This is a genomic window from Ruegeria sp. HKCCA6707 (genome assembly GCF_013033515.1).
Lineage (GTDB): Bacteria > Pseudomonadota > Alphaproteobacteria > Rhodobacterales > Rhodobacteraceae > Ruegeria.
Genome location: NZ_WQEG01000015.1, coordinates 1 through 24,626, shown reverse-complemented (window position 1 = coordinate 24,626; position 24,626 = coordinate 1). Strand labels below are relative to the sequence as shown.

Below are 24,626 nucleotides of genomic sequence, written 5' to 3'. Positions count from 1 at the left end.
GAGCTGGGGCCCGCGTTTTCGCACGGCCCCAGCACGTCATTTTAAACCTCGGGCGTCTGCACCTTGTTGGTCATGGGGCGCGGACAGGAATGGAGGGATTACATGATCCACAAGAATTGGGCAGAATTGATCAAGCCGACCCAGTTGGAAGGCAAGCCGGGCAACGACCCTGCGCGTCAGGCGACCTTGGTCGCTGAACCGCTGGAACGTGGCTTTGGTCTGACTTTGGGCAACGCGCTGCGCCGCGTTCTGATGAGCTCGCTGCAAGGTGCGGCCATCACCAGCGTTCAGATCGACAACGTGCTGCACGAGTTTTCAAGCGTTGCCGGTGTGCGTGAAGACGTCACCGACATCATCCTGAACCTCAAGCAGGTTGCCCTGCGCATGGAAGTCGAAGGCCCCAAGCGCCTGTCAATCAATGCCAAGGGTCCGGCGATTGTCACCGCCGGTGACATCAGCGAAAGCGCAGGCATCGAGGTTCTGAACCGCGATCACGTCATCTGCCACTTGGATGATGGTGCTGACCTGTTCATGGAACTGACCGTCAACACCGGCAAGGGTTATGTCTCGGCCGAGAAGAACAAGCCCGAAGACGCGCCCATCGGCCTGATCCCGATCGACGCGATCTATTCACCGGTCAAAAAGGTTGCTTATGACGTTCAACCGACCCGTGAAGGTCAGGTTCTGGACTATGACAAGCTGACCCTGAAGATCGAAACCGATGGTTCGATCACGCCCGAAGATGCGCTGGCCTTTGCCGCTCGTATCCTGCAGGATCAACTGTCGATCTTCGTCAACTTCGACGAGCCCGAAGCGGCTGGCCGCCAGGACGAAGATGATGGTCTGGAGTTCAACCCGCTGTTGCTGAAGAAAGTGGACGAGTTGGAACTGTCGGTCCGTTCTGCGAACTGCCTGAAGAACGACAACATCGTATACATTGGCGATCTGATCCAGAAGACCGAAGCCGAGATGCTGCGCACCCCGAACTTTGGCCGCAAGTCGCTGAACGAGATCAAGGAAGTGCTGTCCGGAATGGGTCTGCACCTCGGCATGGATGTCGAGGATTGGCCGCCTGACAACATCGAAGATCTGGCCAAGAAATTCGAAGACGCGTTCTAGACGCGTCTTCCCAAATGCCCGGGCTTGCCGGGGATCATATGGGCAGTTCCGCCCCAAGGAGAGCCGGTGACACGCATCGCCGGCCAGACAAAGCAAAACGCGAAAGAAGGAATTAGAAAATGCGTCACGCACGTGGTTACCGCCGCCTGAACCGCACGCACGAGCACCGCAAAGCTCTGTTTGCAAACATGGCTGGCTCGCTCATTGAACATGAGCAGATCAAAACAACTCTGCCCAAGGCCAAAGAACTGCGCCCGATCGTTGAAAAGCTGATCACCCTGGGCAAACGCGGCGACCTGCACGCCCGTCGTCAGGCCGCATCGCAGCTGAAAGAAGACAAGGACGTCGCGAAGCTGTTCGAGGTTCTGGGCCCCCGCTATGCCGAGCGTCAGGGCGGTTATGTCCGTATCCTGAAAGCTGGCTTCCGTTATGGCGATATGGCTCCGATGGCGATCATCGAATTCGTGGACCGTGACCTGGATGCCAAAGGCGCCGCCGACAAGGCCCGCGTTGCTGCCGAAGAGGCTGCTGACGAAGAATAAGAAAGCCTAGGCTTTCCGAAAACGACCCCTGCGCCCCGGGCGTGGGGGTTTTTTAGTGTCACAGAGCATCCGACCGTTGCGGTACCTGGCACTGGCCTACTGGCACAGCCGCTTGCATTACTGCGCTGGCCACCGCATATCGGGTTGAATTCAATGCGGTCGAGGTCCCAATGCTCCGCCAGACATTTATTGCCGCTCTGTTTGCCTGTGCGTCTGTCGCCCATGCAGAAACACGCGTGCCTCAGTCACAGGCCGAGATTTCGATGGGCTTTGCCCCCGTGGTGAAACAGGCTGCTCCGGCCGTGGTAAATATCTATGCCAAGATCGTCCGGCAGGGGCGGGCCAATCCGCTGTTTGCGGATCCGTTCTTTCGCGACTTTTTCGGCGATGGCTTTGGCGCGCCGCAGCCGCGTGTGCAGAACTCACTGGGGTCCGGGGTGATCCTGTCTGAAGATGGCTATGTGGTTTCGAACTATCACGTGGTCGGCGCGGCGACCGAGATACGGGTTGTGACCACAGATCGCCGAGAATATTCGGCCGAGGTTGTCTTGGGGGACCGGGAAAGCGATATCGCAATTCTGCGACTAGCCGAGGCTGAAGACCTGCCGTTTCTGACCTTGCGCGATTCCGATCAGGTTGCGGTAGGCGAGCTTGCGCTTGCAATCGGTAACCCATTTGGCGTTGGGCAGACGGTTTCGTCGGGGATCATCTCGGGTCTGGCACGTACCGGGACGGCGACGGGCAATGCGCGTGGTTATTTCATCCAGACCGACGCGCCGATCAACCCGGGCAATTCGGGTGGGGCGTTGATCGATGTGAACGGAGATCTGATCGGGATCAATACATCAATCCTGACCCGCTCGGGCGGCTCGAACGGGATCGGTTTTGCTATCCCGGCCAATCTGGTGGCCGAGTATCTGGATCAGGCCCGCGCCGGGAACGAGCGGTTCATCAGCCCTTGGGCAGGGATGGCAGGCCAGCACATGAGTGCGGATATCGCGGAGTCGCTTGGTCTGGCTGTGCCCGAAGGTGTTGTCATCTCGGATCTGCATGCGCTTAGCCCGCTGGCCGAGGCGGGTTTGTCCGTTGGGGATGTGATCACCCATGTGGACGGCAAAGAGGTCAATTCTCCCGCCGAGATGAAGTTTCGCATGTCCATCGCGGGTGTTGGCGGAACTTCGGTTCTGACCCGGCTGAAAGGCGCAGACCGACAAGAGATCGAAGTGGCCCTGATCCCCGCCCCTGAAACACCCGCGTCGGAGGAGACGACATTAGACGGTGGCACCGTTCTGCCGGGCTTGGTTGTGGCACGGGTCAATCCGGCGCTGATCACGCGTTTGGGCCTTTCGCTGTCGCAAGAGGGCGTGGCCGTCATTGATCCTGGCTCATTCGGGGCGCGGGCAGGTTTGCGTCCCGGTGATGTATTGAGCGCGATTAACGGAACGATTGTTGTGCGCCCGGTGGATGTGGTCGATGCGCTTACCAATCCCGGACGGCGCGTTCAGATGGACATCCAGCGCGGCAATCGGGCGGTTTCCCTGAGGTTCCGGTTGTAGAGCGATGAGCGATCTGTTCGACACTGGCGAAACGCCCCCGGCGGCAGACCCGCATCGCCCACTGGCCGACAGGTTGCGCCCGCAGACACTGGCTGAGGTGATCGGGCAGGAACAGGTCTTGGGACCGGACGCGCCTTTGGGGGTGATGCTGGCTTCGGGCAGCCTCTCCAGCTTGATCTTCTGGGGCCCGCCCGGGGTGGGCAAGACGACTATCGCGCGCTTGCTGGCTCGCGAAACCGATCTGCATTTCGTGCAGATCAGCGCAATCTTTACCGGGGTGCCGGATCTGAAAAAGGTCTTTGAGGCGGCCAAGATCCGGCGTCAGAACGGGCAGGGCACTTTGCTGTTCGTCGATGAGATCCACCGGTTCAACAAGGCGCAGCAGGACGGGTTTCTGCCACATATGGAGGACGGCACGATCCTTCTGGTGGGCGCCACGACCGAGAACCCGTCGTTCGAATTGAACGCCGCGGTTCTGAGCCGGGCGCAGGTGCTGGTTCTGGAACGGCTCAGCCTTGCGGATCTGGAACGCCTGACCCAGCGCGCCGAAACAGAACTGTCGCGCGAACTGCCGCTGACCGGCCCCGCACGCGAAGCATTGCAAGAGATGGCTGACGGAGATGGTCGTGCGCTTTTGAACCTGATCGAACAGGTCTCGGCCTGGACGGTTGAGGGACCATTGGACGCTGATGCGCTGGCCACGCGACTGATGCGGCGCGCGGCGAAATACGACAAGTCAGGCGATGAGCATTACAATCTGATCTCGGCCTTGCATAAATCGGTACGGGGATCAGACCCGGACGCGGCGCTTTATTGGTTTGCGCGGATGCTGACAGGTGGCGAAGACCCGCGATACCTGGCGCGGCGGATCACGCGCATGGCCGTCGAGGATATCGGGCTGGCCGATCCGCAAGCCCAATCGCTCTGCCTGCACGCGTGGGAGACCTATGAGCGACTGGGCAGCCCCGAAGGCGAGCTGGCACTGGCGCAGGCGGTTGTCTATCTGGCTTTGGCGCCGAAATCTAACGGGGCCTATGTGGGCTATAAGGCGGCGATGCGTTTGGCCAAGCAATCGGGCAGCGCGCCGCCGCCGAAACATATCCTGAATGCACCGACATCTTTGATGAAAGATCACGGATATGGGGCGGGCTATGCCTATGACCATGATGCCGAAGACGGGTTTTCCGGGCAGAACTACTTCCCCGAAGACATGGAGCGGCCCAGCCTTTACCAACCGGTTGAGCGCGGGTTCGAGCGTGAGTTGAAGAAGCGTTTGGACTATTTTTCCAAGCTCAGAACTCAACGCAATGGGTGAGTTGGCGGCCCGGATGCGTACTGCCTTGACTCTTCCGGTCCCGCGCGCGACAGACGCGGATGTTTTCAAAGGCAGCTAAAGGCTTGAACCGCGTGCGGATCGACTGCGCGGGTCAGAGGAAATCGACATGAGCGGCGTACAGATCATCACCGTGGCAGAGGGCGACGGCGACCAGCGGCTGGATCGGTGGCTGCGGCGTCTGTTTCCGCATGTGAGCCAGGGCCGTATCGAAAAGATGTGCCGTAAAGGCGAGCTGCGCGTCGATGGCGGGCGGGTCAAGGCCTCGACCCGGCTTGAGGTGGGGCAGGCGGTGCGGGTGCCGCCCTTGCCCGACGCGGATCACAAACCGGCCGAGGTGCGGCGTCAGATATCGGATGCGGATGCCAAGATGATCCAATCCTGCGTAATCTATCGCGATGACCACGTTCTGGCCTTGAACAAACCGCATGGGTTGCCGGTGCAAGGCGGCAGCGGTCAGACCCGTCATGTGGATAGCTTGTCCGAGGCATTGCGTTTTGGCTATGACGAAAACCCGCGCCTTGTTCATCGGCTGGACAAAGACACATCGGGCGTCTTGCTGATGGCGCGCACGCGGGATGCGGCCAAAGGTCTGACGGCGGCTTTCCGTCACCGCAACACGCGCAAGATTTATTGGGCGTTGGTTGCCGGCGTGCCGACCCCCTATCTGGGTGAGATCAAGACCGGTCTGGTCAAGGCCTCAGGCCATGGTGCGCACGGCGAAGGCGAAAAGATGATCGCCGTGCATCTGAACGATGTCGATCAGACCCAAGGTGCCAAGCGGGCGCATACGCTTTACGCCACGCTCTACCGTGTCGCTGGCCGTGCCGCCTGGGTCGCGATGGAGCCCATCACGGGCCGTACCCACCAGTTGCGGGCCCATATGGCCGCAATTGGGCATCCGATTATCGGCGATGGGAAATATGGTGGGTCAGGTCAGGAAAACCTGGGGGATGGCTGGGGTGCGCAACTGGGCGGAATCATCAGCAAAAAGCTGCATCTGCACGCGCGTCGCCTGTCTTTCGAACATCCGGTGACCCGCAAAGCCGTGACGATCACGGCCAGCCTGCCGCCGCATATGAAAGACAGCTGGGACACTTTGGGCTGGACCGAAGATCTGGCCGCAGATGATCCCTTTGAGTCGCTGCAATGAGCAACCCTTTGCGTTTGGTTCTATTCGATGTGGACGGCACTCTGGTCGATAGCCAGGGCAGTATCGTTTCGGCCATGACGGCCAGTTTCTCGGCTTTGTCGCTTGATGCGCCATCGCGTGATGCGATCTTGTCCATCGTTGGCTTGTCTCTGCCACAAGCGATGCAGAACTTGGCGCCGCAGCAATCAGAGGCTGCGCAGGTTCGGTTGGTTGAAGAATACAAGCAAGCGTACCACGCTCAACGCTTGGCGCAGGGGGCGGCAAGCTCACCGCTTTATCCCGGAGCGCGCGACGTTCTGGAAGAGTTGCACGCACAGCCCGAGACATTGTTGGGTGTCGCGACCGGGAAATCGCAACGTGGGTTGGACGCGCTCGTCGAAGCGCACGGGTTGGAGCGGTTTTTCATCACCTGGCAGGTGGCGGATCACCACCCTTCCAAGCCGCACCCGTCCATGATCCAAACCGCCCTTTCAGAAACCGGTGTCGCGGAACGAAATGCCGTTATGATCGGGGACACGCGCTTTGATATGGATATGGCGGCAGCGGCTGGGATTGCTTCTATCGGTGTCAGTTGGGGGTATCACGACGTGTCCGCTCTGAACTCGGCCACAGCGGTAATAGACGACTTTGCGCAGCTTAGCCCTGCGTTGGCACAGCTTTGGGACAAGTAAGATGAGCGACTGGAAACCAAAACGCTTTTGGAAGCAAAGCGCCGTGGTCGAGGCCGAAGGTGGTTTCACTGTTGAGCTGGATGGGCGGCGGGTCAAGACGCCTGCCAAAGCGGGTTTGATCCTGCCGACCCAAGCCATGGCCAAAGCGGTTGCACTGGAATGGGATGCGCAGGAGAAAGAGATTGATCCGGTCACCATGCCTGTCACGCGATCCGCCAACGCAGCCATCGACAAGGTGACTCATCAACATGCGGAAGTCGCAGACATGTTGGCGGGCTATGGCGATTCGGATCTGCTTTGCTATCGTGCGACGCATCCGCAAGAGCTGCGCCACCGCCAGGCCTCAAAATGGGACCCCGCGCTGGATTGGGCAGCCGAGGCTCTGGATGCGCGGCTTTCACCGGTTGACGGTGTTTTGCACCAACCTCAACCATCCGAGGCTGTTGCCCGGTTAACCCAACGTGTACATGCGTTTGACGCGTTCCAGCTGGCCGCGTTTCATGATCTGGTCAGCCTGTCTGGCTCTTTGGTTTTGGGGTTCGCCACTGCGATGAACTGGCGAAATCCCGATGCAATCTGGGAAATCTCGCGTCTGGACGAATTGTGGCAGATCGAGCAATGGGGTCATGATGAAGAGGCTGCGGCAGCGGCCGAAGTGAAGCGCGTAGCGTTTCTGCATGCAAAACACTTCTTTGATCTATCGAACTGATCCTTTGCGCTTAATTTTTCACTGCCAGAGTCGCCCGGTTGGGCTTTGATCCATCGATTTCACTGTTCCGGCACTTGACGTTTGTTGATGAATGCGCCCAAACTCAGGCCACTTAAGGGGAGACACCCGTTGGGTAACCTTTCCGGCAGGGGAGTGCCGGACAGAAACGTCCCTGCAGGGGATGGCAAATCAGGAAGAGGTAAAAATGAAAAAATCCGTAATCTTGGGCGCGGCGACAATTGCCGGTCTGGCTGCTGGTGCAGCTGCGGCGGGAACTGTTGACGACGTCAAAGCACGCGGCAAGCTGAACTGCGGTGTGACCACTGGTCTGGTCGGCTTTGCTTCGCCCGACGCGAATGGCGAATGGCAGGGCTTTGACGTATCGCTGTGCCGCGCGGTTGCAGCAGCCGTTTTGGGTGACGCAAGTGCAGTTGAATTTGTTCCGACCACCGGTAAAACTCGCTTTACCGCACTGGCCTCGGGCGAGATCGACATGCTGGCGCGTAACACCACATGGACATTCAGCCGCGACGTAGACCTCAAGTTCGAATTCGTTGGCGTGAACTACTACGACGGCCAGGGCTTTATGGTTCCCAAAGAGCTGGGCGTAAGCTCGGCCAAGGAACTGGACGGCGCAACCGTTTGTATCCAAACCGGTACCACCACCGAGCTGAACCTGGCCGATTTCTTCCGTGCCAACAACATCAGCTACGAGCCGGTTCCGATCGAAACCAACGCAGAAGCACAGCAGCAGTACCTGGCTGGCGCTTGTGACGTATACACCACTGACGCTTCGGGCCTGGCCGCGACTCGCGCCTCGTTCGAGAACCCTGGTGATCACGTTCTGCTGCCCGAAATCATCTCGAAAGAGCCGCTGGGCCCGCTGGTCCGCCACGGCGATCACGAGTGGGGCGATGTTGTCCGCTGGACTCTGAACGCGCTGATCTCGGCGGAAGAGCTGGGTGTCACCTCGGCTAATATCGACGAGATGGCCGCTGGTACGGACAACCCGGAAGTCAACCGCCTGCTGGGTACCGAAGGTACTCTGGGCGAGATGCTGGGTCTGGACGCTGACTGGGCCGCCCGCGCGATCAAAGTGGACGGTAACTATGGCGAAGTGTTCGCCAAGAACATCGGTGAAGAAACTCCGATCGGTCTGGCACGCGGGCTGAACGCCCAGTGGACCGAAGGTGGTCTGCTCTACTCGCCGCCGTTCCGCTAAAATTTCGACAGGAGAGGGCGCAGGGTAACCTGCGCCCTCTTTCATAACAAATGCTACGGGTCGCTCGAGAGCGAGGAAAACCTCGCCGGTTGAAACGCACCCGATAAGCACGGGGACTCCAAATCATGTCAACTATGACTGACCCACCGAAAGCTGACTTTCGGTTGTCTATGCTCATAAACGACACCCGCTATCGCTCTCTGACATTTCAGGTGATTGCGGCGATCGTTATCGCGCTGAGCATCTGGTATCTTGGCAACAACCTGATCCAGAACCTCCGGGCCGCTGGCCTGAACATTTCCTATTCATTTCTTGGCGACCCGTCTGGTTACGACATCAACCAGCGCCTGATTGAATATGACAGCCAAGCTTCGCACGGGCGCGCGGCTGTTGTCGGCATTCTGAACACGTTGTTGGTGGCCTTTCTGGCCTGTATCACGGCAACCTTGTTTGGGGTGATCGCTGGTGTTCTGCGCTTGTCCAACAACTGGCTCATCTCAAAACTGATGGCGTTTTATGTTGAGATCTTTCGGAACATTCCCGTCCTGATCTGGATCCTCATCATCTTCTTTATCATTACCGCTTCGATGCCTGCACCAAGGGCCTATTTGGGTGAGGATGCCGAGCGTGGAATGACACTCGGACTGTTTGCCTTTACCAACCGAGGAATATACGTACCGTTTCCTTACTTTACCGGTGGATTTGGCGGCATTGCGAACTGGTTGCTTGTGATTGCCGTCTTGGTCGCGTCCTATTTCTCGACGCGGGTTGTGAATAAAAACGCCCAATTAAAGCAAGAGAAAACGGGGATCAGACCCAATACGCTGCTGTTGAACGCTGCGATTTGGCTCGTACCGCTAATCGTTGTTCTATTCTTGTTAGGACTGTCATGGGACCTGCCTGATCCACTGGCCAACCGCTTCAATCTGCGTGGTGGTCTTCAAATCGGTGCACCCCTGATCGCGCTTTGGTTCGCTTTGTCGATCTATACAGGCGCGTTCATTGCGGAAAACGTGCGAGCTGGTATCCAGGCGATCTCGAAAGGTCAGACCGAGGCTGCGGCCGCGTTGGGCCTGCGTCAGGGTCGGATCATGAACCTTGTAATCCTGCCGCAAGCGCTAAGGGTCATCATCCCGCCGCTGATCTCGCAATATCTTAACATCACCAAGAACTCGTCGCTGGCGATTGCGGTGGGCTATGCCGACATCACCGCGACATTGGGTGGTATTACGCTGAACCAAACCGGTCGTGCGATCGAATGTGTTCTGCTGCTGATGCTGTTCTATCTGACAGCCTCGCTGCTGATCTCGATGGTGATGAATATCTACAACGCATCCGTCAAGTTGAAGGAGCGCTGAGCCATGGCCGATCAAACAACAAATCCGATCGCCTTTGTGGCCGAAGGCACTATCCCTCCGTCACCGCCCCCGGCAAATGAGGTCGGTGTGGTCAAGTGGATGCGCGAGAACTTGTTCTCGGGCGTGGGCAACACGATCCTGACGGTGATCTCGCTGATCCTGATCTACCTTGTTCTGAAGAACACATTGCCGTGGATTCTGAATGGGGTCTGGAATGCCAACTCGTTGGCGGAATGCCGCGAAATTCTAGCGGGCAAGACAGGGGCCTGTTTTGCGGTTCTGACCGAGCGTTGGCCGCAGCTGATCTATGGCTTCAAATATCCAACTGACGCCTATTGGCGCCCAAACTTGGCCTTTGTGCTGATGCTGGTTGCCATTGCACCGGTACTGTTCTTCGACCTGCCACGGAAACTGCTGATCATCACAGCGCTGTATCCCTTTGTGGCCTTCTGGCTGATCTGGGGTGGGACAATTCTTGTTCCGCTGGTCGCGCTGATCGGCTGCGTCGCTGCTGGTTTTGTCTTTCAGAAGCTGGGCAAGAACAGCTTTGCAGCGGGGTTCTTTGGCGCCATCATCGCGGCCTTGGTCGTCTGGAACCTTGGTGGGGCATTGATCCCCGAAGGCGCGTCCGAGAACGCCGTGCTTTCCCCGGTGCCCAGCCGTGATCTGGGTGGCTTCATGTTGAACATGATGCTGGGTGTCACCTGTGTTTCGTTGTCGGTTCCGCTGGGCATCGCCCTGGCGTTGGGCCGTCAGTCCGACATGCCGTTGATCAAGTGGGTCTGTGTGATCTTCATCGAATTCATCCGGGGCGTGCCTTTGATCACGCTGTTGTTCGTGGCTTCGGTGATGCTGTCCTACTTCTTCCCGCCCGACAGCACGGTCGACCTGTTCCTGCGCGTTGTGATCATGATCACCATGTTCTCGGCCGCCTATATCGCTGAGGTGATCCGAGGCGGTCTGGCTGCGCTTCCGCGGGGTCAGTATGAGGCCGCAGACAGTCTTGGGCTTGATTACCCGCAGGCAATGCGTCTGATCATCCTGCCGCAAGCGTTGAAGATCTCAATCCCGGGTATCGTGAACGTGGCCGTTGGCCTGTTCAAGGATACCACACTGGTTTCGGTCATTTCGATGTTTGATCTGGTGGGCATGATCCGTGGACCCATCCTGGCGTCAACCGAGTGGCAGGGCATCTATTGGGAGCTTTTTGGCTTCGCCGCGCTTCTGTTCTTCGTCGTCTGCTACGGCATCTCTCAATATTCACAGTGGCTCGAGCGTCGCCTTGCCACCGATCATCGTTAAGGAGTTCAACACATGTCTGAACTTGCAATAGAACGCGAAATCGACCGCTCCAAGATGCAGGTGAGCGACGAGGTCGCCATCGAAATCAACGGCATGAACAAGTGGTACGGATCGTTCCACGTGCTGCGTGACATCAACCTGACCGTCAATCGTGGCGAGCGGATCGTGATTGCCGGGCCGTCGGGGTCGGGTAAATCGACCCTGATCCGTTGCCTGAACGCGCTGGAAGAGCACCAGCAGGGCACCATCGTGGTGGACGGAACCGAGCTGTCGAATGACCTGAAAAACATCGACAAGATACGGTCGGAAGTTGGCATGGTGTTCCAGCACTTCAACCTGTTCCCGCACCTGACCATTCTGGAAAACTGCACGCTGGCTCCGATCTGGGTGCGCAAGACGCCTAAGAAAGAGGCCGAAGAGCGCGCGATGCATTTCCTGGAAAAGGTGAAAATCCCGGATCAGGCGTTGAAGTATCCCGGCCAGCTTTCGGGTGGTCAGCAACAGCGTGTGGCGATTGCCCGCTCGCTTTGCATGATGCCGCGGATCATGTTGTTCGATGAACCGACCTCGGCGCTTGACCCCGAGATGATCAAAGAGGTGCTCGACACCATGATCGAACTGGCCGAGGAAGGCATGACCATGCTGTGTGTTACCCACGAGATGGGCTTTGCGCGCCAGGTTGCCAACCGCGTGATCTTTATGGATGCCGGTCAGATCGTGGAACAGAACGAACCTGAAGAGTTCTTCAACAATCCACAGAGCGAACGCACCAAGCTGTTCCTCAGCCAGATCCTGGGCCACTGATACAGGACGATCTCAGAGAAAAGGCGGGGTTTGGCCCCGCCTTTTTTCATTCCAGCAATTCGCGTGGGACGGCGAAATCCAGCACGGTACCGCTGTGCCAACTGATCTGCGTCCAGTCGGTTAGAGCAAAGCGGATCACTTTAGTGGCACCGGTTGGATAATCGTGGAATCTCGGATGTCTCGGCGCTTGGGCCACGATACGGCTGGCGAATTCTGAAATGCCGGGGTTATGGCCCAGCATCAGCACGGTGCCTCCGCTGGCGGTCGCCAGTTCGGCGAGCATTTCCTCGGGTTCAGCCAGGTAAAGCGCGCGGATGAACCGCTTGGTGTCTGCCTGCAAGCCCATCCGATCCCATGTTTCGCGGGTACGGGTTGCAGAGGAGCTCAGCACCTCATCGGGCAGCCAGCCATGCGCGCGCAGCCATGCGCCGATGGCTGGGGCCGATTTTCGCCCGCGTTTGTTCAAGGGGCGGTCATGGTCGTTCAGTGATGGGTCGTCCCAACTGGACTTCGCATGCCGTGTCAGAATCAGGACGCGGCTCATGAGGGGTGAAACGCCCGCATGTGGTGCGCGGACTGTTCTGGATCGCGCTCTGCGCCCGCGCTGAGCGGGCAGGAAAGGCGGGCGAGGCATCCGCCGGTCATGCAGGTCTGGCCCTCAGGGGTGGATAAATGCCCATGGCAGGCCTCGACATCATAGAAGCTTTGGTCATTTAACGCACCGACCGGGCATGCTTGGGTACATGGCGCAGGGCATGCGATACAGGGTGAACCTGCCGAGGCCGGCGGGATCGCAATCTCGTCCGCAAATTGCAGCGCTCCGCGGAATGAGATCATCATGCCAACCGTGTCGTGCACCAAAGCCCCGACCGGGCTGCTGAATGTCCGCCCGGATTTCAAAGCCCAATCTATGAAGGGCGCATAGGGGGGACCACCAAAGGGAAAATGCGCCTGAGCACCTAATTGCTGCGCCATCTGACCAATCACACGCAGCGACCACTGATCCACCGGGTCACGGCCTCGCCATTCCGGTGCAGCCTTCAGAACCGGCCAGAAGCCCGGCCCTGCACCCAAAAGGATCAAGGTCCCGCTGTCCAGCTGCTTGGCGACTGTCACACGCGGGTGCAGCGCACCCATAACGATCAGGCCTGCCCGATGCGCGGTTTCTTCGACAATCTCATAGGTTATGGCAGAGGGGCGCTCGGTCATGTCTCCTCCGCTGTCCGCTCAATCGGGCCGGATCAGTGAGCCCGCACCGTGCTCGGTAAACAGTTCCAGCAGCACGGCATTGGGCGCGCGCCCATCCAGTATGACCACCGCGCGCACGCCGCTGTGCAGCGCATCCAGCGCGGTTTCGGTCTTGGGGATCATACCCCCTGCAATGGTGCCATCCATGGTCATCTCGCGGATCTGACCCGCTTTCAGCTCGGTCACAACCTCTCCACCCGCGTTCTTGACGCCGGACACATCTGTCAGCAACAGCAGGCGGTCGGCTTTCAGCGCCGAGGCGATTGCCCCCGCCGCGGTATCACCATTGACGTTAAACGTCTCACCATTGCGACCTGCACCCAGAGGTGCGATCACCGGGATCATGTCATGCGAGAACAGGTCATGCAGGACCTTCGGGTTCATCTCAGAGGGTGCGCCGACAAAACCCAAAGACGGGTCCGCCTGATCACAGATCATCAGATTGGCGTCCTTGCCCGACAAGCCGACCGCCATGCCACCTTGATCGTTGATCGCTTGCACGATGCGCTTGTTCACGAGGCCGGATAGAACCATCTCGACCACCTCAACCGTGGCCTTGTCTGTTACGCGTTTGCCGTTCACGAACTCGGACTGGATGTTCAACTGGTCCAGCATCGCGTTGATCATGGGCCCACCGCCATGCACGACCACCGGGTTCACGCCGACCTGGCGCATCAGAACCACGTCACGGGCAAAGCTCTCCATCGCTTCATCGCTGCCCATTGCGTGTCCACCCAGCTTGATGACAACGATGGCGTCGTCATAGCGCTGCAAATACGGTAATGCGCTGTTCAGAGTTGCGGCGGTAGCGATCCAGTCCCGGTTCATGTCTCTTGTCTTCATGGCGTGTCCCTTTGGCGCTCCCTGTTAGGCCCTTTGGGCCGGGCTGCCAAGGGGCAAGCTATTCCAGATGTGCGATGATCGAACGCAGGGTGGGGATGCCATCCCCTTTTTCTGAAGAGGTCAAAACGATTTCAGGATACGCTGCAGGGTGTTTGGACAGCGCGGCCCGCACTTGATCCAGAACCTTCGCACGATCCTTTTCCTTAACCTTGTCGGCCTTGGTCATCACGCATTGAAAGGTGACGGCGCTGGTGTCCAACAGCTTCATGATCTCGTCGTCGACAGGTTTCACCCCATGGCGCGCATCAATCAAAACAAAGGCACGGCGTAGCGTCTGACGGCCACTGAGATACTGCTTTAGCAGCCGCTGCCACTTCTCAACCACCTTCACAGGCGCGTTGGCATAGCCATAGCCGGGAAGGTCCACCAGATAAAGCTCGGGGCCTTGGGTGAAAAAGTTGATCTCTTGCGTGCGGCCCGGCGTGTTCGACGCGCGCGCCAGCCCTTTGGTGCCCGTCAGCGCATTGATCAGACTGGATTTGCCCACGTTCGAGCGACCTGCAAAGCAAACCTCCAACCTGTCCGGAGCGGGCAAACCGGTCATCGCGACCACGCCTTTGACAAATTCCGACGGTCCCGCGAACAGTTTGCGCCCATGCTCCAACGCAAGAGCGTCGGGATCTTCGGCCAGCGGAAAGGGGAGAGGGGTCATTCTATGTGCACTCCGTCACAAACGTGAACACGACACATGGTGCCCCAAACACGATCCCCGGGCATGGTTTGCCCGGGGGTCTTTCTGAGACGCTCATGGTCGGCGCGCCGCCTAAAGGTGGTGGCGGTGCTGCTCATTTATCCCCGGTTTTCGGGCTTCGCTTGAACCCGGATTTGATGTTGCCGAACACATCCGGTTTGTAACCCTGGCTGCGCATAATCAAATATTGCTGGGTAAATGTGATCGTGTTGTTCGCGATCCAGTAGACCACCAGACCACTGGCGAACCCGCCCAGCATGAACATGAAGACCCAAGGCATCCAGGCAAAGATCATCGCCTGAGTCGGATCGGTTGGCGCCGGGTTCAGCTTTTGCTGCAGCCACATCGAAATCCCCAGCAAAAGCGGCAGGATCCCGATAAAGACCAGCGCCATCAGGCTTTCGGGCTGGGGCGCGGCCCAGGGCAACAGGCCGAAGAAGTTGAAGATCGACGTTGGGTCAGGTGCGCTGAGGTCTTGGAACGGGCCAAACCACGGGGCCTGGCGCAGTTCGATCGTGACAAAGATCACCTTATAGAGCGAGAAGAAGATCGGGATCTGCAGCAGGATTGGCAGACACCCGGCGGCGGGGTTCACCTTTTCCTTCTTATACAGCTCCATCATGCCCTGCTGCATCTTCTGGCGGTCGTCGCCAGCGGACTCCTTCAATGCCTCCATCTGAGGCTGAAGCTCTTTCATCTTCGCCATCGAGACATAGGATTTGAACGCCAACGGGAACAGGATCGCCTTGATGATCAAGGTCAGGCCAATAATCGACCAGCCCATATTGCCGATCAGCAGGTTGATATTGTGCAGCAGCCAGAAAATCGGCTTGGTCAGGAAGTAGAACCAACCCCAGTCGATGCTGTCGATGAATTTCTGCACGCCTTCAGCCTGGTATTCGCGGATAGCGTCCCATTCCTTGGCTCCGGCGAACAACCGTGTAGTCACCTCTTCGGTGGTGCCCGGTGCAACGGTCAGCGTCGGCAGCACAGTTTCGGTTTGATAGATCTTGCGGCGGGAATCGTATTTCGCTGCGGCCTTGAACGTGGCGCCTTCGGCCGGGATCAAGGTTGTCATCCAATAGTGATCGGTAAAGCCGACCCAGCCGCCTTCTTTGACCTGGTAAACTTCGGCCTGCGCGCGCTCATTGGGGTCGATGTCGAAATCGCGGACATCACCATAGTCGATCTCATCCAGAACCCCGTCAGCCATGACCATGACGCCTTCATGCAGAATGAAGAAGTTCTTGAGGCCGGGCAGATCGCCATCTTCGCCAATGCCGTGGCGCGCCAGAATGCCGTAGGGGGCCATGCCTACCTCGGCTTCGGTGGCGTTTTCGACCGATTGCGTGACCGAGAACATATAGTTTTCGTCTACCGAGATGGTGCGGCGGAAGGTCAGGCCACTGCCGTTCGCCCAGACCAGCGTTATCGGGCTGTCGACGCCTAGGGTTTCGCCCTGTTCCAGCGTCCAGAGCGTGTTTGGTCCCGGTACATCTGTGCCTGTCAGACCCGCGCCCGGGGCCCAGCCGTAAAGCGCGTAATAGGCCGAGTCAGAGCCGACCGGAGACAGCAGCTCAACGATTGGTGCGCCCTCTTCGATCGAGACCTTGTAGTCTTTCAGAAACAGCTCATCGATGCGTCCACCGGACAGCGAAAGGCTGCCTTTCAAACGCGGCGTGTCAATTTCGACGCGGGGGGCTTGCTCTTCCGGCAGGGTTTCTTCCGGCGCGGCTGTGGCCTCGGCCACGGTGTCGCTTGCGCTGGGTGTTTGAACCCCGGTGTCGTCAACGGCGCTGATTTCCGTTTGCTCGGTCGTCGTTGCCGGTTCCGGTGGAGGGAACAGAACGAACCACACGAGGATCACCAGAAAGCTGAGCGCGGTTGCGAGGATGAGATTCTTATTCTGTTCGTCCATCTGGGACAGCCACCTTGAGCAGTGAAAGACACCGGAGGGTTCAACAGAGTGCAGCCCCAAAGGTCAAGTGGAATCGGCCCATATTTGCATGGAAGGTTGGATCTGTCAGACGGATTTTCCGGCTCAGCCGGTTTTCCGTCCGATTTTTGGCGCGTCTTTCATGCGCGCCCGATGGTTTTTGATCCAATCCATGGTCTTTTCGATGGGCATCGGTTTGCCGATGCCAAAGCCCTGGACATGATCACTGCCCAATTGCGCCATCAGAGCATGTTCGCCCGGGGTTTCGACACCTTCGGCCAGTGTTTCAAGGTGCAAACGCTCTGCCATGGTCAGGATGGCACTGACCAATTGTTGCTGGCCGGGGTCCTGGTCTACCTTGGCGATAAAAGATCGGTCAATTTTGATACGGGACACATCAAAGCGTTTGATGGATGCGATGGACGCATGACCGGTGCCAAAGTCATCAAGATCGATACAGCACCCCAAGTTGGCCATACTGGTTACATTGCGTGTAATGACGTCATCGGGCCGCCGCGAGAACACGGTTTCCAGCACTTCGACCACCAGCCTGTCGGGTGTCAGGTCGAATTGGTCCAGTTCCCATTTCAGCCGGTCAACCAGGCCGGGGTCGCGCAATTCATCGGACGAGAAGTTTACAGCGACGCGGGGTATGACAAAACCGTCCTGTGCCCAGGTTTGCATGGCTGCAAAGGCATGGTGGCGCATGACTTGCCCCAGCCGCTCCATCAGTGCAGCTTGCTCGGCAAAGGGCAGAAATACTTGCGGACCCATAATGCCCTTTTCTGGGTGTTCCCACCGGGCCAGCGCTTCGAATCCTGAAATTTCACCGGTTTCTGTGGAAACCTGAGGTTGAAACCACGGGCGGATCTGTGCATTGTCAAGCGCAGCTTCGAATTCCTTGCGCAGATTGGCCCGCACCAGAGAGCGTCGACGGGTATCTGCAGAATAGGCCCTAATGGTCGAAGGCCCGTTGCGCTGCGCTTCGCTCAACGCAGCATTGGCAGCCTCAACCCATGCCTCTGCTTCGCCGTCGAACAGAGTGGTGTCGAGACAAAACCCGATAGAACATGACAAATACACGCTTGCCCCGTTGATCAATACCGGCTCTTCGATGTGCTTTGGATGCGCCCGGACATCTGGATACAGGCCTCAAGATCCAGATGGGGCGAAGGCTGCAGCCCGATAAGAAACTTGTTCTGCTGTACCTGCGTGACAAAGTCCTGATTGCGAATGACCGAGTGGATGCGGTCGCCAAACTGTAGCGAGACAAAATCTGCCGCTGTCTGGCCGTGTAGATCCAAAATGTCCTCGTAACCGTCCAGCGCCACAGCGATGCACGCCGCCGAATGCCCGGTCTTGCGCGTTGCTTCGTGAAGCGCCTGCAACTCTTGAAAGAAGACATCATTCGTCACTGCACCACTGGGTTTTGCACCCTTTGCGGTCGTGGTGATGGAGTGTTCTTTCAAAGACCCAAACGCAACAAAAACGCAAGGAGCCCCCAATGCGACCAGTAGCAGCGCCATTTCACCGCCAAGCCAGAAAGCTGCCAGGCAGATCGCCGGAACAAAGGCCAGCGCAGGTGGCCCTGTCATAACAGCGCACAGCGTTTCAACTAGACGTTCAACAGGAGCTCGTTTCGGCATTCTTCTCTCGGCCTTCGTCTTTTGCGGGATCGCACAAACTGTAGTTAGAAAGCCAATCTGAGTCAGTCGTTAACGCAGGCGCGGAATTTCTTCTGAATTTTCGTCGTTTTCTTCGGACTTTAACGAAAGGTTTTCGAAATCGAACAGTTTTGGGTCTAACAGATGTGAGGGCCGGGCATTTGTTAACGCTCGGAACATAACTTGACGGCGACCGGGGCTATTCTTTTCCCACTGATCGAGAATCTGTTTGACTTGTTGGCGCTGCAACCCGTCCTGGCTGCCACACAGGTCACATGGGATGATCGGGTAATTCATCGCTTTGGCAAATTTTTCGCAATCAGCCTCGGCCACATGCGCGAGTGGGCGGAAAACAAACAGATCGCCTTCCTCATTCACCAGTTTGGGCGGCATCGTGGCCAGCCGACCTCCGTGAAACAGGTTCATGAAAAAGGTCTCGAGGATGTCATCGCGATGATGCCCCAGGACAACGGCGGTACATCCTTCTTCGCGGGCAATCCTGTACAGGTTGCCGCGACGCAGGCGCGAACACAGCGCGCAATAGGTTCGGCCTTGCGGGACTTTGTCGACAACCAAGGAATACGTGTCTTGATACTCGATCCGGTGTGGCACCTGCATGCGTTGAAGGAAGTCAGGCAGAACCGTCGCCGGAAAGCCGGGCTGTCCCTGATCCAGATTGCAGGCCAACAGGTCCACCGGCAGCAAACCGCGCCACTTCAACTCGTAGAGCACCGCCAACAGGGTGTAGCTGTCTTTCCCACCCGATAGACAAACCAGCCATTTCGGCGGTTTGGCGTCTTTGTCATGCGCGGACGGTTTTATCATCCCGTACTGCTCGATCGCCTCGCGCGTCTGGCGCACAATGCGTTTGCGCAGTTTCTTGAACTCGGTGGTCGAGGGCGCGCCCGCGAAGAGTGGATGGATATCGTCAGCGTTGTCAAACATGGGCTGGGCCTATCGCAGATGGACGCACCGGGCAAGGGCAGGGGTTAGTCGTCTTTGGGAACAGGATCATACCCGTCCCCACCCCAAGGGTGGCAACGACCGATGCGGCGCGCAGCCAGCCATGCGCCCTTGATGGCACCATGCTTTTCCAACGCCTCCAACGCGTAGGCAGAGCACGTGGGCTGATAGCGGCAATTAAAGCCGACCCAGGGGCTGAAGATCAGGCGATAGGCATGAATGGGCAGAGCCAGAAGGCGTGCAAACAGCGTCACTGGCCGCCCCCATGCAGCTTGCGCAAGGCGTAGCGCAGGTCGTCCTGCAAAGCCTCGAATGGGCGCGCGGCGGTGACCTGAGCACGACCGATCAAAACATAATCCCAGCCGTCTTTGCCGTGGACAGGTAAAACGGCCCGAGCCGCCTCGCGCAGACGACGTTTGGCGCGGTTACGGGCAACGGCATTGCCGACCTTCTTGGAACAGGTGAAACCTACGCGAATGCCTTTGGCTTCGTCTGACGCGCGTTTGCGCGCCTGCACCATCATCGAAGAGGTGCCTTGTCGTTTTGCCCGCGCAGCTTTCAGAAAATCAGAGCGATTTTTCAGAACGGTCAATGTTTCAGCCGCGCAAACGGACGCCGCCAGGGGCGTATCCCCGGGCTGGTTCGTACCATCCTCAGGGGCCTCCGGCGGCGTCATGTTCATAACCTGTGAAGTGAGCGGTTTACGCGCTCAGCGACTTGCGGCCACGAGCGCGGCGCGCGTTCAGGATCTTGCGGCCGGCCTTGGTGGCCATGCGCGCGCGGAAACCGTGGCGGCGTTTGCGAACCAGGTTCGAAGGCTGATAGGTGCGTTTCATCGCTCCGTCTCCAATCTATGCGGTCGGGTGCGGCGCGGATTCGCCTGCCCGTGGTGTTCGAAGCCCGTCCTCTACTGACAAGCGCAGGGTAAGTCAAACCCTATGGCCGCCGAATTCGCCCGTTTTGCAACAATTCTGTAACCGAAACAGAAAAAAGATTTCAAAATCCCGCTTTGAGACCCGAAACCCTCACATTCTGTGCGATAATCATCAAGGCAACGTGAGGGACCTGTTGTACCGGCATGATGTAACTCATCTTGGGTGCAAGATGAAGCAGACATTGTGGACTGTTAGATGAGCGAAACTACTCAGCCAACCCGCAGCGGGATTGGACGTCATATTCCATTATTGGTGATCCTGGCGGTCGCCTTGGCGGGGTTCTTTACCCTAGGCGATTACCTGTCGTTTGAGACCCTGCGCGACAATCGCGAGGCGCTGTTGGCGTGGCGCGACGCGAATTACTGGGCCATGGCTGCAGCCTTTGTGGGCATCTACATCGTGATCGTCGCCTTTTCTCTGCCCGGGGCAGCCGTTGCATCCATGACCGGGGGGTTCCTGTTCGGCCTGATGTTCGGCACAGTGTTCAACGTTGTAGCGGCCACTATCGGTGCCTCCGCGATATTCTTGGCGGCGCGTTGGGGGCTGGGAGAGACGTTGACCGCCAAGCTGGAGACATCCGAAGGGACCGTCGGCAAGCTGAAAGACGGTCTGCGCGAGAACGAAGTCTCGGTTCTGTTCCTGCTGCGCCTCGTCCCGGTCGTACCGTTCTTTGTCGCCAATCTGGTCCCGGCCCTTGTCGGAGTGAAGTTCCGCAATTTCCTGATCACCACTGCGCTGGGCATCATCCCCGGTGGAATCGTCTATACTTGGATCGGCGTAGGGCTTGGCGGTGTCTTCGACCGCGGAGATACGCCTGAATTGTCGCTTCTCTGGGAACCGTTTGTGATTGGTCCGATTATCGGTTTGTGTGTATTGGCTGCTTTGCCGATCGCCATCAAATATCTGCGCCGACAAAAGGACGTCTGATCCATGAAAGATTTGAAAACAGATATCCTGGTGATCGGAGCCGGGTCAGGAGGGCTGTCTGTTGCCGCCGGTGCCAGCCAGATGGGCGCGGATGTTGTCCTGCTTGAAGGTCACAAGATGGGTGGCGATTGCCTTAACTTTGGCTGCGTCCCGTCTAAAGCTCTGATCGCCAGCGCCAAAGCAGCCTATGGGCAGGCACATTCGGCTCCTTTGGGAATCGCCAGTGTGACGCCTCAGATCGACTATGCCGCGGCGAAGGACCATGTGCATGACGTGATTTCTCAGATCGAGCCTATGGACAGCCAGGAACGGTTCGAAGGGTTCGGCGTTAAGGTGATCCGCGAATATGGCAGCTTTGTCTCCCCGACACAGGTCGAGGCCGGTGATACACGTATCACCGCGCGCCGCATTGTGATTGCCACCGGATCTTCTCCTCTGGTGCCGCCCATGCCCGGCTTGGACCAGGTGCCGTTCTATACCAACGAGGACATTTTTGAGCTGCGCGAAAAGCCCGAGCATCTGTTGATCATCGGCGGCGGCCCCATCGGTATGGAGATGGCGCAGGCCCATATTCGACTTGGCTGCAAAGTTACTGTCATCGAGGGCCAAAAGGCGCTGGGCAAGGATGACCCCGAGGCCGCCGCCATAGTGCTGGACGCGTTGCGCAGCGAAGGCGTGGCTATTGAAGAAAACCAGATGGTGGCGCAGATCCGTGGCCAAGCTGGGGCGGTGGAAGTTGTTACTGAGAACGGCCAGATCTATGCGGGTTCGCATTTGTTGCTGGCGGTTGGTCGCAAGTCGAATTCCGACCGCTTGAACCTCGAGGCCGCTGGAATCGAAACCACACGTACCGGACTCAAGGTAGACGATGCGCTCCGCACGACCAATCGCAAGGTCTATGCGATTGGTGACGTGGCCGGAGGCCTGCAATTCACGCACGTCGCAGGGTATCATGCGGGGATTATCATCCGATCCGCTCTGTTCGGTATGCCATCCAAGGCGAAAACCGCACATATTCCTTGGGCCACCTATACGGACCCTGAACTGGCGCAAGTCGGACTGACCGAAGCTCAGGCGCGCGAAACGCATGGGGATGCGGTCGAGATTGCCCGGTTTGACTATCACCACAACGATCGGGCCATCGCTGAGCGAAAGACTACCGGGTTCATCAAGGTCATGGTTGTCAAAGGTCGTCCGGTTGGCGCGACGATCGTTGGGCATCAGGCTGGTGAATTGATCAATCTGTGGTCTTTGGCCTTGGCGAACCGCCTGAAAATGGGGCAGGTTGCGGCGATGGTTTCGCCTTATCCGACGATAGGCGAGCTTAACAAACGCGTAGCGGGTGCCTATTTCTCGCCGAGGCTGTTCGAAAATGAGACGGTAAAACGCGTGGTTAGGTTCGTCCAGCGCTGGATACCGTGACCCAATGAAGGAGCGCAAATGAACTCGCTGTCCGGCCGCTTCCTGATACTGACTACGGTCTTCGTCATGTTGGCCGAGATCATGATCTTCGTGCCTTCAATTGCGCGATTCCGCGAAGACTTTTTGCTTAACCGGCTGGAACGGGCCCAAATCGCCTCGCTGGCGTTGCTGGCCGATGACATGCTGGCCGATGACCTCGAAGCGGAACTGCTGGCGAACGCGGGCGTCTTCAACGTCGTGCTCCGCCGGGACGAGGTGCGGCAACTGATGCTGTCGTCGCCAATCCCGGATCAGGTTGCCAACACCTATGACCTGCGCGATGCCAGCCCCTGGGTATTGATCCGCGACGCGACAAGCCGACTGTTCACCCCGGGCAACGAAGTCATTCGCGTCATCGGTGCACCCGTGAAAGATGCCGGTCTGCTGATCGAAGTGACGATGGAAACCGATCCGCTGCGGATGGCGATGACAGATTACGGGTTGCGCATTTTGGGGCTGTCCTTTGTCATCTCGATTATCACCGCCTCATTGTTATTTCTCGCCGTTCGCATCCTTCTTGTACGACCCATCAAAGGGGTGGTCGGGTATATGCAGCGCTATGCCAGCGCGCCCGAAGATGCCCGAGGCATCATTTCTCCCAACTCGAAAGTGTCTGAACTGCGCGAAGCCGAAGAGGCGCTGAAGACCTTGCAAACGGATCTGACACAGGCCCTGAAACAGCGCGAGCGCCTGGCTCAGCTGGGTGGGGCAGTGGCCAAGGTCAGCCACGATCTGCGCAATATCCTGACATCCGCGCAACTCTTTACTGACCGAATAGAATCTAGCGACGATCCGCTGGTGGCGCGCCTGGCGCCCAAGTTGGTCAACTCGATCACTCGCGCCGTGTCCTTGTGCGAAAGCACGCTCGCCTTTGGTCGTGCCGAAGAACCGGCACCAACCCTGACCATGATCGAGTTGCAAACTATCACCGGAGATGTGGTTGCCAGTGAACAAATGGCCATCGACGGTACCGAGGTTGAGATCGAGAGCCAAGTGCCGGGCGATCTGGTGGTCCGTGCTGATCCCGAACAGCTATACCGCGTGATCTTGAACCTGGTCCGCAATGCCCGTCAGGCGTTGGTTGCTTCGAACAAGCCAGGCACAGTTACCATCAGCGCCGTTGAGACCGATAATTGCTGGTGCATCGAAATCAGTGATACAGGTCCGGGGCTGCCCCCCAAAGCACAGGAAAACCTGTTTACGGCATTCCAGGGCAGCGTGCGCAAGGGCGGCTCAGGTCTCGGTCTTGCGATCTCGCAGGAACTTGTGCGCGGTCACGGCGGAGAGCTGTTCCTGAAACAGACGGGGCCTGAGGGAACCACCTTCGAAATCAAGCTTCCAAAGAGCGACGGGACTTTTTGAGCAATTTTTGAAGAATCGACTTGCACGTATCAAATCCCGGGTCTACATAGCGCCTCACCAACGCGGACCGATAGCTCAGCTGGATAGAGTACTTGACTACGAATCAAGGGGTCGGGGGTTCGAATCCTCCTCGGTCCGCCATTTAAATCAATCACTTGGTGGAAATCTGGCAACTGGAAAACAGGGCTGTGTCAGTCTGGTGTCAGTCGCGGCGCTTCATTTCATCCCGTAAGATTCGCTTGGCCACTATCAGCCCAGCACTGCTTTTTTCATCGCCCAACTCGTACGACCAAACATTGGGTCGTTGTCTCCTTCTGCCAAACAGCGGTCGAGGATTGCGTCACTCAGTTGCGCCATTTCGTGCAACTCATCCAAGATCAGTAACACAGGACGGCGGCCCACTGCGTTACGCATGCTGCACGAGATAATCTGAATGACGATACCGCTTGTGATGTGCGTCAGGCTCTTGGACTGGGCGTTACTACGGAATAGGGGGCGCAACTCATCATCCGCAAGAATGGCCTCTAAGACGTGGTTGAACACGATCTTTGCGCCTTCGATATTCGCGGCCATTATGACAACCTGTCCGCGCGTGTTGATACGCAGGATGCTGGACAACATGACATAGCCCAGAGCAAAGGCACCGACGCTTACAGATTTGCCGCTGCCCTTGCCCAGAACCCAGAGCGACTCGCGCACTTGAAAGCTGGCCTTCCAGTGACATCAACTGCCACCCTAGCAAGTCCAGTTGATGCCACAGGATGCCC

Annotated in this window: 26 protein-coding genes and 1 tRNA gene; 15 read left to right on the top strand and 12 right to left on the bottom strand. The window is 58.0% G+C overall.

What is annotated here, in order from left to right:
* The first annotated feature begins 102 nt into the window (after window positions 1-102).
* The 11 genes from GOW40_RS20815 (at window position 103) to GOW40_RS20765 (ending at window position 11,769) form a co-directional block, all read left to right on the top strand.
* Window positions 103-1,119 (top strand): DNA-directed RNA polymerase subunit alpha, encoded by a 1,017-nt coding sequence (locus tag GOW40_RS20815; RefSeq protein WP_171102885.1) that lies wholly within the window; start codon window positions 103-105, stop codon window positions 1,117-1,119.
* Between the two features lie 119 nt (window positions 1,120-1,238).
* Window positions 1,239-1,661: a 50S ribosomal protein L17 gene (rplQ, locus tag GOW40_RS20810; protein WP_170476977.1), complete on the top strand. Its 423-nt coding sequence runs from the start codon at window positions 1,239-1,241 to the stop codon at window positions 1,659-1,661.
* Between the two features lie 170 nt (window positions 1,662-1,831).
* On the top strand, window positions 1,832-3,217 hold the full coding sequence (locus tag GOW40_RS20805) for a trypsin-like peptidase domain-containing protein (protein ID WP_171133748.1): 1,386 nt from the start codon (window positions 1,832-1,834) through the stop codon (window positions 3,215-3,217).
* Window positions 3,218-3,221: 4 nt separating this feature from the next.
* The gene (locus GOW40_RS20800) at window positions 3,222-4,532 is read left to right on the top strand and encodes a replication-associated recombination protein A (RefSeq protein ID WP_171133747.1); all 1,311 of its coding nucleotides are present in this window, start codon (window positions 3,222-3,224) and stop codon (window positions 4,530-4,532) included.
* 127 nt (window positions 4,533-4,659) lie between these two features.
* Window positions 4,660-5,703: an RluA family pseudouridine synthase gene (locus tag GOW40_RS20795; protein WP_171133746.1), complete on the top strand. Its 1,044-nt coding sequence runs from the start codon at window positions 4,660-4,662 to the stop codon at window positions 5,701-5,703.
* Window positions 5,700-6,374, top strand: a complete 675-nt coding sequence (locus tag GOW40_RS20790; RefSeq protein ID WP_171133745.1) for an HAD-IA family hydrolase — start codon at window positions 5,700-5,702, stop codon at window positions 6,372-6,374. Before GOW40_RS20795 ends, GOW40_RS20790 begins: the two co-directional genes overlap by 4 nt.
* Before the next feature lies 1 nt (window position 6,375).
* Complete coding sequence (locus GOW40_RS20785; RefSeq protein ID WP_171133744.1) at window positions 6,376-7,083, top strand: ATP12 family chaperone protein; 708 nt, start codon at window positions 6,376-6,378, stop codon at window positions 7,081-7,083.
* A 205-nt stretch (window positions 7,084-7,288) separates the two neighbouring features.
* Window positions 7,289-8,305 carry an amino acid ABC transporter substrate-binding protein gene (locus tag GOW40_RS20780; RefSeq protein ID WP_171102895.1) on the top strand — a complete coding sequence of 339 codons (1,017 nt, stop codon included), beginning with the start codon at window positions 7,289-7,291 and terminating at the stop codon, window positions 8,303-8,305.
* Between the two features lie 125 nt (window positions 8,306-8,430).
* Entirely contained in the window at window positions 8,431-9,663 is a 1,233-nt protein-coding gene (locus GOW40_RS20775) for an amino acid ABC transporter permease (RefSeq protein ID WP_171133743.1), read from the top strand.
* 3 nt (window positions 9,664-9,666) lie between these two features.
* Window positions 9,667-10,965: an amino acid ABC transporter permease gene (locus GOW40_RS20770; protein WP_171133742.1), complete on the top strand. Its 1,299-nt coding sequence runs from the start codon at window positions 9,667-9,669 to the stop codon at window positions 10,963-10,965.
* 12 nt (window positions 10,966-10,977) lie between these two features.
* Window positions 10,978-11,769, top strand: a complete 792-nt coding sequence (locus GOW40_RS20765; protein WP_305848767.1) for an amino acid ABC transporter ATP-binding protein — start codon at window positions 10,978-10,980, stop codon at window positions 11,767-11,769.
* Window positions 11,770-11,815: 46 nt separating this feature from the next.
* On the opposite strand, the gene GOW40_RS20760 is transcribed toward GOW40_RS20765, so the two are convergent.
* From GOW40_RS20760 to rpmH, 11 genes are all read right to left on the bottom strand, one after another.
* Window positions 11,816-12,313: a histidine phosphatase family protein gene (locus GOW40_RS20760; RefSeq protein WP_171231145.1), complete on the bottom strand. Its 498-nt coding sequence runs from the start codon at window positions 12,311-12,313 to the stop codon at window positions 11,816-11,818.
* Window positions 12,310-12,978: a ferredoxin gene (locus tag GOW40_RS20755; RefSeq protein WP_171133740.1), complete on the bottom strand. Its 669-nt coding sequence runs from the start codon at window positions 12,976-12,978 to the stop codon at window positions 12,310-12,312. The genes GOW40_RS20760 and GOW40_RS20755 overlap by 4 nt, the downstream gene beginning before the upstream one ends.
* An 18-nt stretch (window positions 12,979-12,996) precedes the next feature.
* Entirely contained in the window at window positions 12,997-13,860 is an 864-nt protein-coding gene (argB, locus tag GOW40_RS20750; protein WP_171133739.1) for an acetylglutamate kinase, read from the bottom strand.
* Window positions 13,861-13,918: 58 nt separating this feature from the next.
* Entirely contained in the window at window positions 13,919-14,572 is a 654-nt protein-coding gene (gene yihA / locus GOW40_RS20745; RefSeq protein ID WP_171133738.1) for a ribosome biogenesis GTP-binding protein YihA/YsxC, read from the bottom strand.
* Between the two features lie 133 nt (window positions 14,573-14,705).
* On the bottom strand, window positions 14,706-16,529 hold the full coding sequence (gene yidC / locus GOW40_RS20740; RefSeq protein ID WP_171133737.1) for a membrane protein insertase YidC: 1,824 nt from the start codon (window positions 16,527-16,529) through the stop codon (window positions 14,706-14,708).
* A gap of 123 nt (window positions 16,530-16,652) precedes the next feature.
* Entirely contained in the window at window positions 16,653-17,630 is a 978-nt protein-coding gene (locus GOW40_RS22495; RefSeq protein ID WP_371731879.1) for an EAL domain-containing protein, read from the bottom strand.
* 14 nt (window positions 17,631-17,644) lie between these two features.
* Window positions 17,645-18,142: a diguanylate cyclase domain-containing protein gene (locus GOW40_RS22490; RefSeq protein WP_371731878.1), complete on the bottom strand. Its 498-nt coding sequence runs from the start codon at window positions 18,140-18,142 to the stop codon at window positions 17,645-17,647.
* A 120-nt stretch (window positions 18,143-18,262) separates the two neighbouring features.
* Window positions 18,263-19,156 carry a tRNA 2-thiocytidine(32) synthetase TtcA gene (gene ttcA, locus GOW40_RS20730; protein WP_171133736.1) on the bottom strand — a complete coding sequence of 298 codons (894 nt, stop codon included), beginning with the start codon at window positions 19,154-19,156 and terminating at the stop codon, window positions 18,263-18,265.
* Window positions 19,157-19,200: 44 nt separating this feature from the next.
* Window positions 19,201-19,428: a membrane protein insertion efficiency factor YidD gene (gene yidD, locus GOW40_RS20725; RefSeq protein ID WP_171102914.1), complete on the bottom strand. Its 228-nt coding sequence runs from the start codon at window positions 19,426-19,428 to the stop codon at window positions 19,201-19,203.
* Window positions 19,425-19,850, bottom strand: coding sequence for a ribonuclease P protein component (gene rnpA / locus GOW40_RS20720; RefSeq protein ID WP_171133735.1), 426 nt, complete (start codon window positions 19,848-19,850; stop codon window positions 19,425-19,427). The genes yidD and rnpA overlap by 4 nt, the downstream gene beginning before the upstream one ends.
* Before the next feature lie 25 nt (window positions 19,851-19,875).
* Window positions 19,876-20,010, bottom strand: coding sequence for a 50S ribosomal protein L34 (gene rpmH, locus GOW40_RS20715; RefSeq protein WP_005980833.1), 135 nt, complete (start codon window positions 20,008-20,010; stop codon window positions 19,876-19,878).
* A gap of 294 nt (window positions 20,011-20,304) precedes the next feature.
* Here rpmH and GOW40_RS20710 point away from each other — a divergent pair, with 294 nt between their 5' ends.
* The 4 genes from GOW40_RS20710 (at window position 20,305) to GOW40_RS20695 (ending at window position 24,000) form a co-directional block, all read left to right on the top strand.
* Window positions 20,305-21,036, top strand: a complete 732-nt coding sequence (locus GOW40_RS20710; RefSeq protein WP_171133734.1) for a TVP38/TMEM64 family protein — start codon at window positions 20,305-20,307, stop codon at window positions 21,034-21,036.
* 3 nt (window positions 21,037-21,039) lie between these two features.
* Window positions 21,040-22,458: an NAD(P)/FAD-dependent oxidoreductase gene (locus GOW40_RS20705; RefSeq protein ID WP_171133733.1), complete on the top strand. Its 1,419-nt coding sequence runs from the start codon at window positions 21,040-21,042 to the stop codon at window positions 22,456-22,458.
* Window positions 22,459-22,476: 18 nt separating this feature from the next.
* Complete coding sequence (locus tag GOW40_RS20700; RefSeq protein ID WP_171133732.1) at window positions 22,477-23,859, top strand: HAMP domain-containing sensor histidine kinase; 1,383 nt, start codon at window positions 22,477-22,479, stop codon at window positions 23,857-23,859.
* Between the two features lie 64 nt (window positions 23,860-23,923).
* Window positions 23,924-24,000 (top strand) — tRNA-Arg (locus GOW40_RS20695).
* A gap of 108 nt (window positions 24,001-24,108) precedes the next feature.
* On the opposite strand, the gene GOW40_RS20690 is transcribed toward GOW40_RS20695, so the two are convergent.
* On the bottom strand, window positions 24,109-24,558 hold the full coding sequence (locus tag GOW40_RS20690; protein WP_171133731.1) for a terminase large subunit domain-containing protein: 450 nt from the start codon (window positions 24,556-24,558) through the stop codon (window positions 24,109-24,111).
* Window positions 24,559-24,626 lie beyond the last annotated feature (68 nt).

Coding starts and splice junctions, on each gene's coding strand:
- rnpA (WP_171133735.1), bottom strand. CDS start 19,850: ATGACGCCGCCGGAGGCCCCTGAGGATGGTACGAACCAGCCCGGGGAT.
- GOW40_RS20775 (WP_171133743.1), top strand. CDS start 8,431: ATGTCAACTATGACTGACCCACCGAAAGCTGACTTTCGGTTGTCTATG.
- GOW40_RS20770 (WP_171133742.1), top strand. CDS start 9,667: ATGGCCGATCAAACAACAAATCCGATCGCCTTTGTGGCCGAAGGCACT.
- GOW40_RS20765 (WP_305848767.1), top strand. CDS start 10,978: ATGTCTGAACTTGCAATAGAACGCGAAATCGACCGCTCCAAGATGCAG.
- GOW40_RS20700 (WP_171133732.1), top strand. CDS start 22,477: ATGAACTCGCTGTCCGGCCGCTTCCTGATACTGACTACGGTCTTCGTC.
- yihA (WP_171133738.1), bottom strand. CDS start 14,572: ATGACCCCTCTCCCCTTTCCGCTGGCCGAAGATCCCGACGCTCTTGCG.
- rplQ (WP_170476977.1), top strand. CDS start 1,239: ATGCGTCACGCACGTGGTTACCGCCGCCTGAACCGCACGCACGAGCAC.
- GOW40_RS20795 (WP_171133746.1), top strand. CDS start 4,660: ATGAGCGGCGTACAGATCATCACCGTGGCAGAGGGCGACGGCGACCAG.
- GOW40_RS20800 (WP_171133747.1), top strand. CDS start 3,222: ATGAGCGATCTGTTCGACACTGGCGAAACGCCCCCGGCGGCAGACCCG.
- yidC (WP_171133737.1), bottom strand. CDS start 16,529: ATGGACGAACAGAATAAGAATCTCATCCTCGCAACCGCGCTCAGCTTT.
- GOW40_RS20760 (WP_171231145.1), bottom strand. CDS start 12,313: ATGAGCCGCGTCCTGATTCTGACACGGCATGCGAAGTCCAGTTGGGAC.
- ttcA (WP_171133736.1), bottom strand. CDS start 19,156: ATGTTTGACAACGCTGACGATATCCATCCACTCTTCGCGGGCGCGCCC.
- GOW40_RS20705 (WP_171133733.1), top strand. CDS start 21,040: ATGAAAGATTTGAAAACAGATATCCTGGTGATCGGAGCCGGGTCAGGA.
- rpmH (WP_005980833.1), bottom strand. CDS start 20,010: ATGAAACGCACCTATCAGCCTTCGAACCTGGTTCGCAAACGCCGCCAC.
- GOW40_RS20710 (WP_171133734.1), top strand. CDS start 20,305: ATGAGCGAAACTACTCAGCCAACCCGCAGCGGGATTGGACGTCATATT.
- GOW40_RS20755 (WP_171133740.1), bottom strand. CDS start 12,978: ATGACCGAGCGCCCCTCTGCCATAACCTATGAGATTGTCGAAGAAACC.
- GOW40_RS20815 (WP_171102885.1), top strand. CDS start 103: ATGATCCACAAGAATTGGGCAGAATTGATCAAGCCGACCCAGTTGGAA.
- GOW40_RS22490 (WP_371731878.1), bottom strand. CDS start 18,142: ATGACAGGGCCACCTGCGCTGGCCTTTGTTCCGGCGATCTGCCTGGCA.
- GOW40_RS20780 (WP_171102895.1), top strand. CDS start 7,289: ATGAAAAAATCCGTAATCTTGGGCGCGGCGACAATTGCCGGTCTGGCT.
- GOW40_RS20805 (WP_171133748.1), top strand. CDS start 1,832: ATGCTCCGCCAGACATTTATTGCCGCTCTGTTTGCCTGTGCGTCTGTC.
- GOW40_RS20785 (WP_171133744.1), top strand. CDS start 6,376: ATGAGCGACTGGAAACCAAAACGCTTTTGGAAGCAAAGCGCCGTGGTC.
- GOW40_RS20790 (WP_171133745.1), top strand. CDS start 5,700: ATGAGCAACCCTTTGCGTTTGGTTCTATTCGATGTGGACGGCACTCTG.
- argB (WP_171133739.1), bottom strand. CDS start 13,860: ATGAAGACAAGAGACATGAACCGGGACTGGATCGCTACCGCCGCAACT.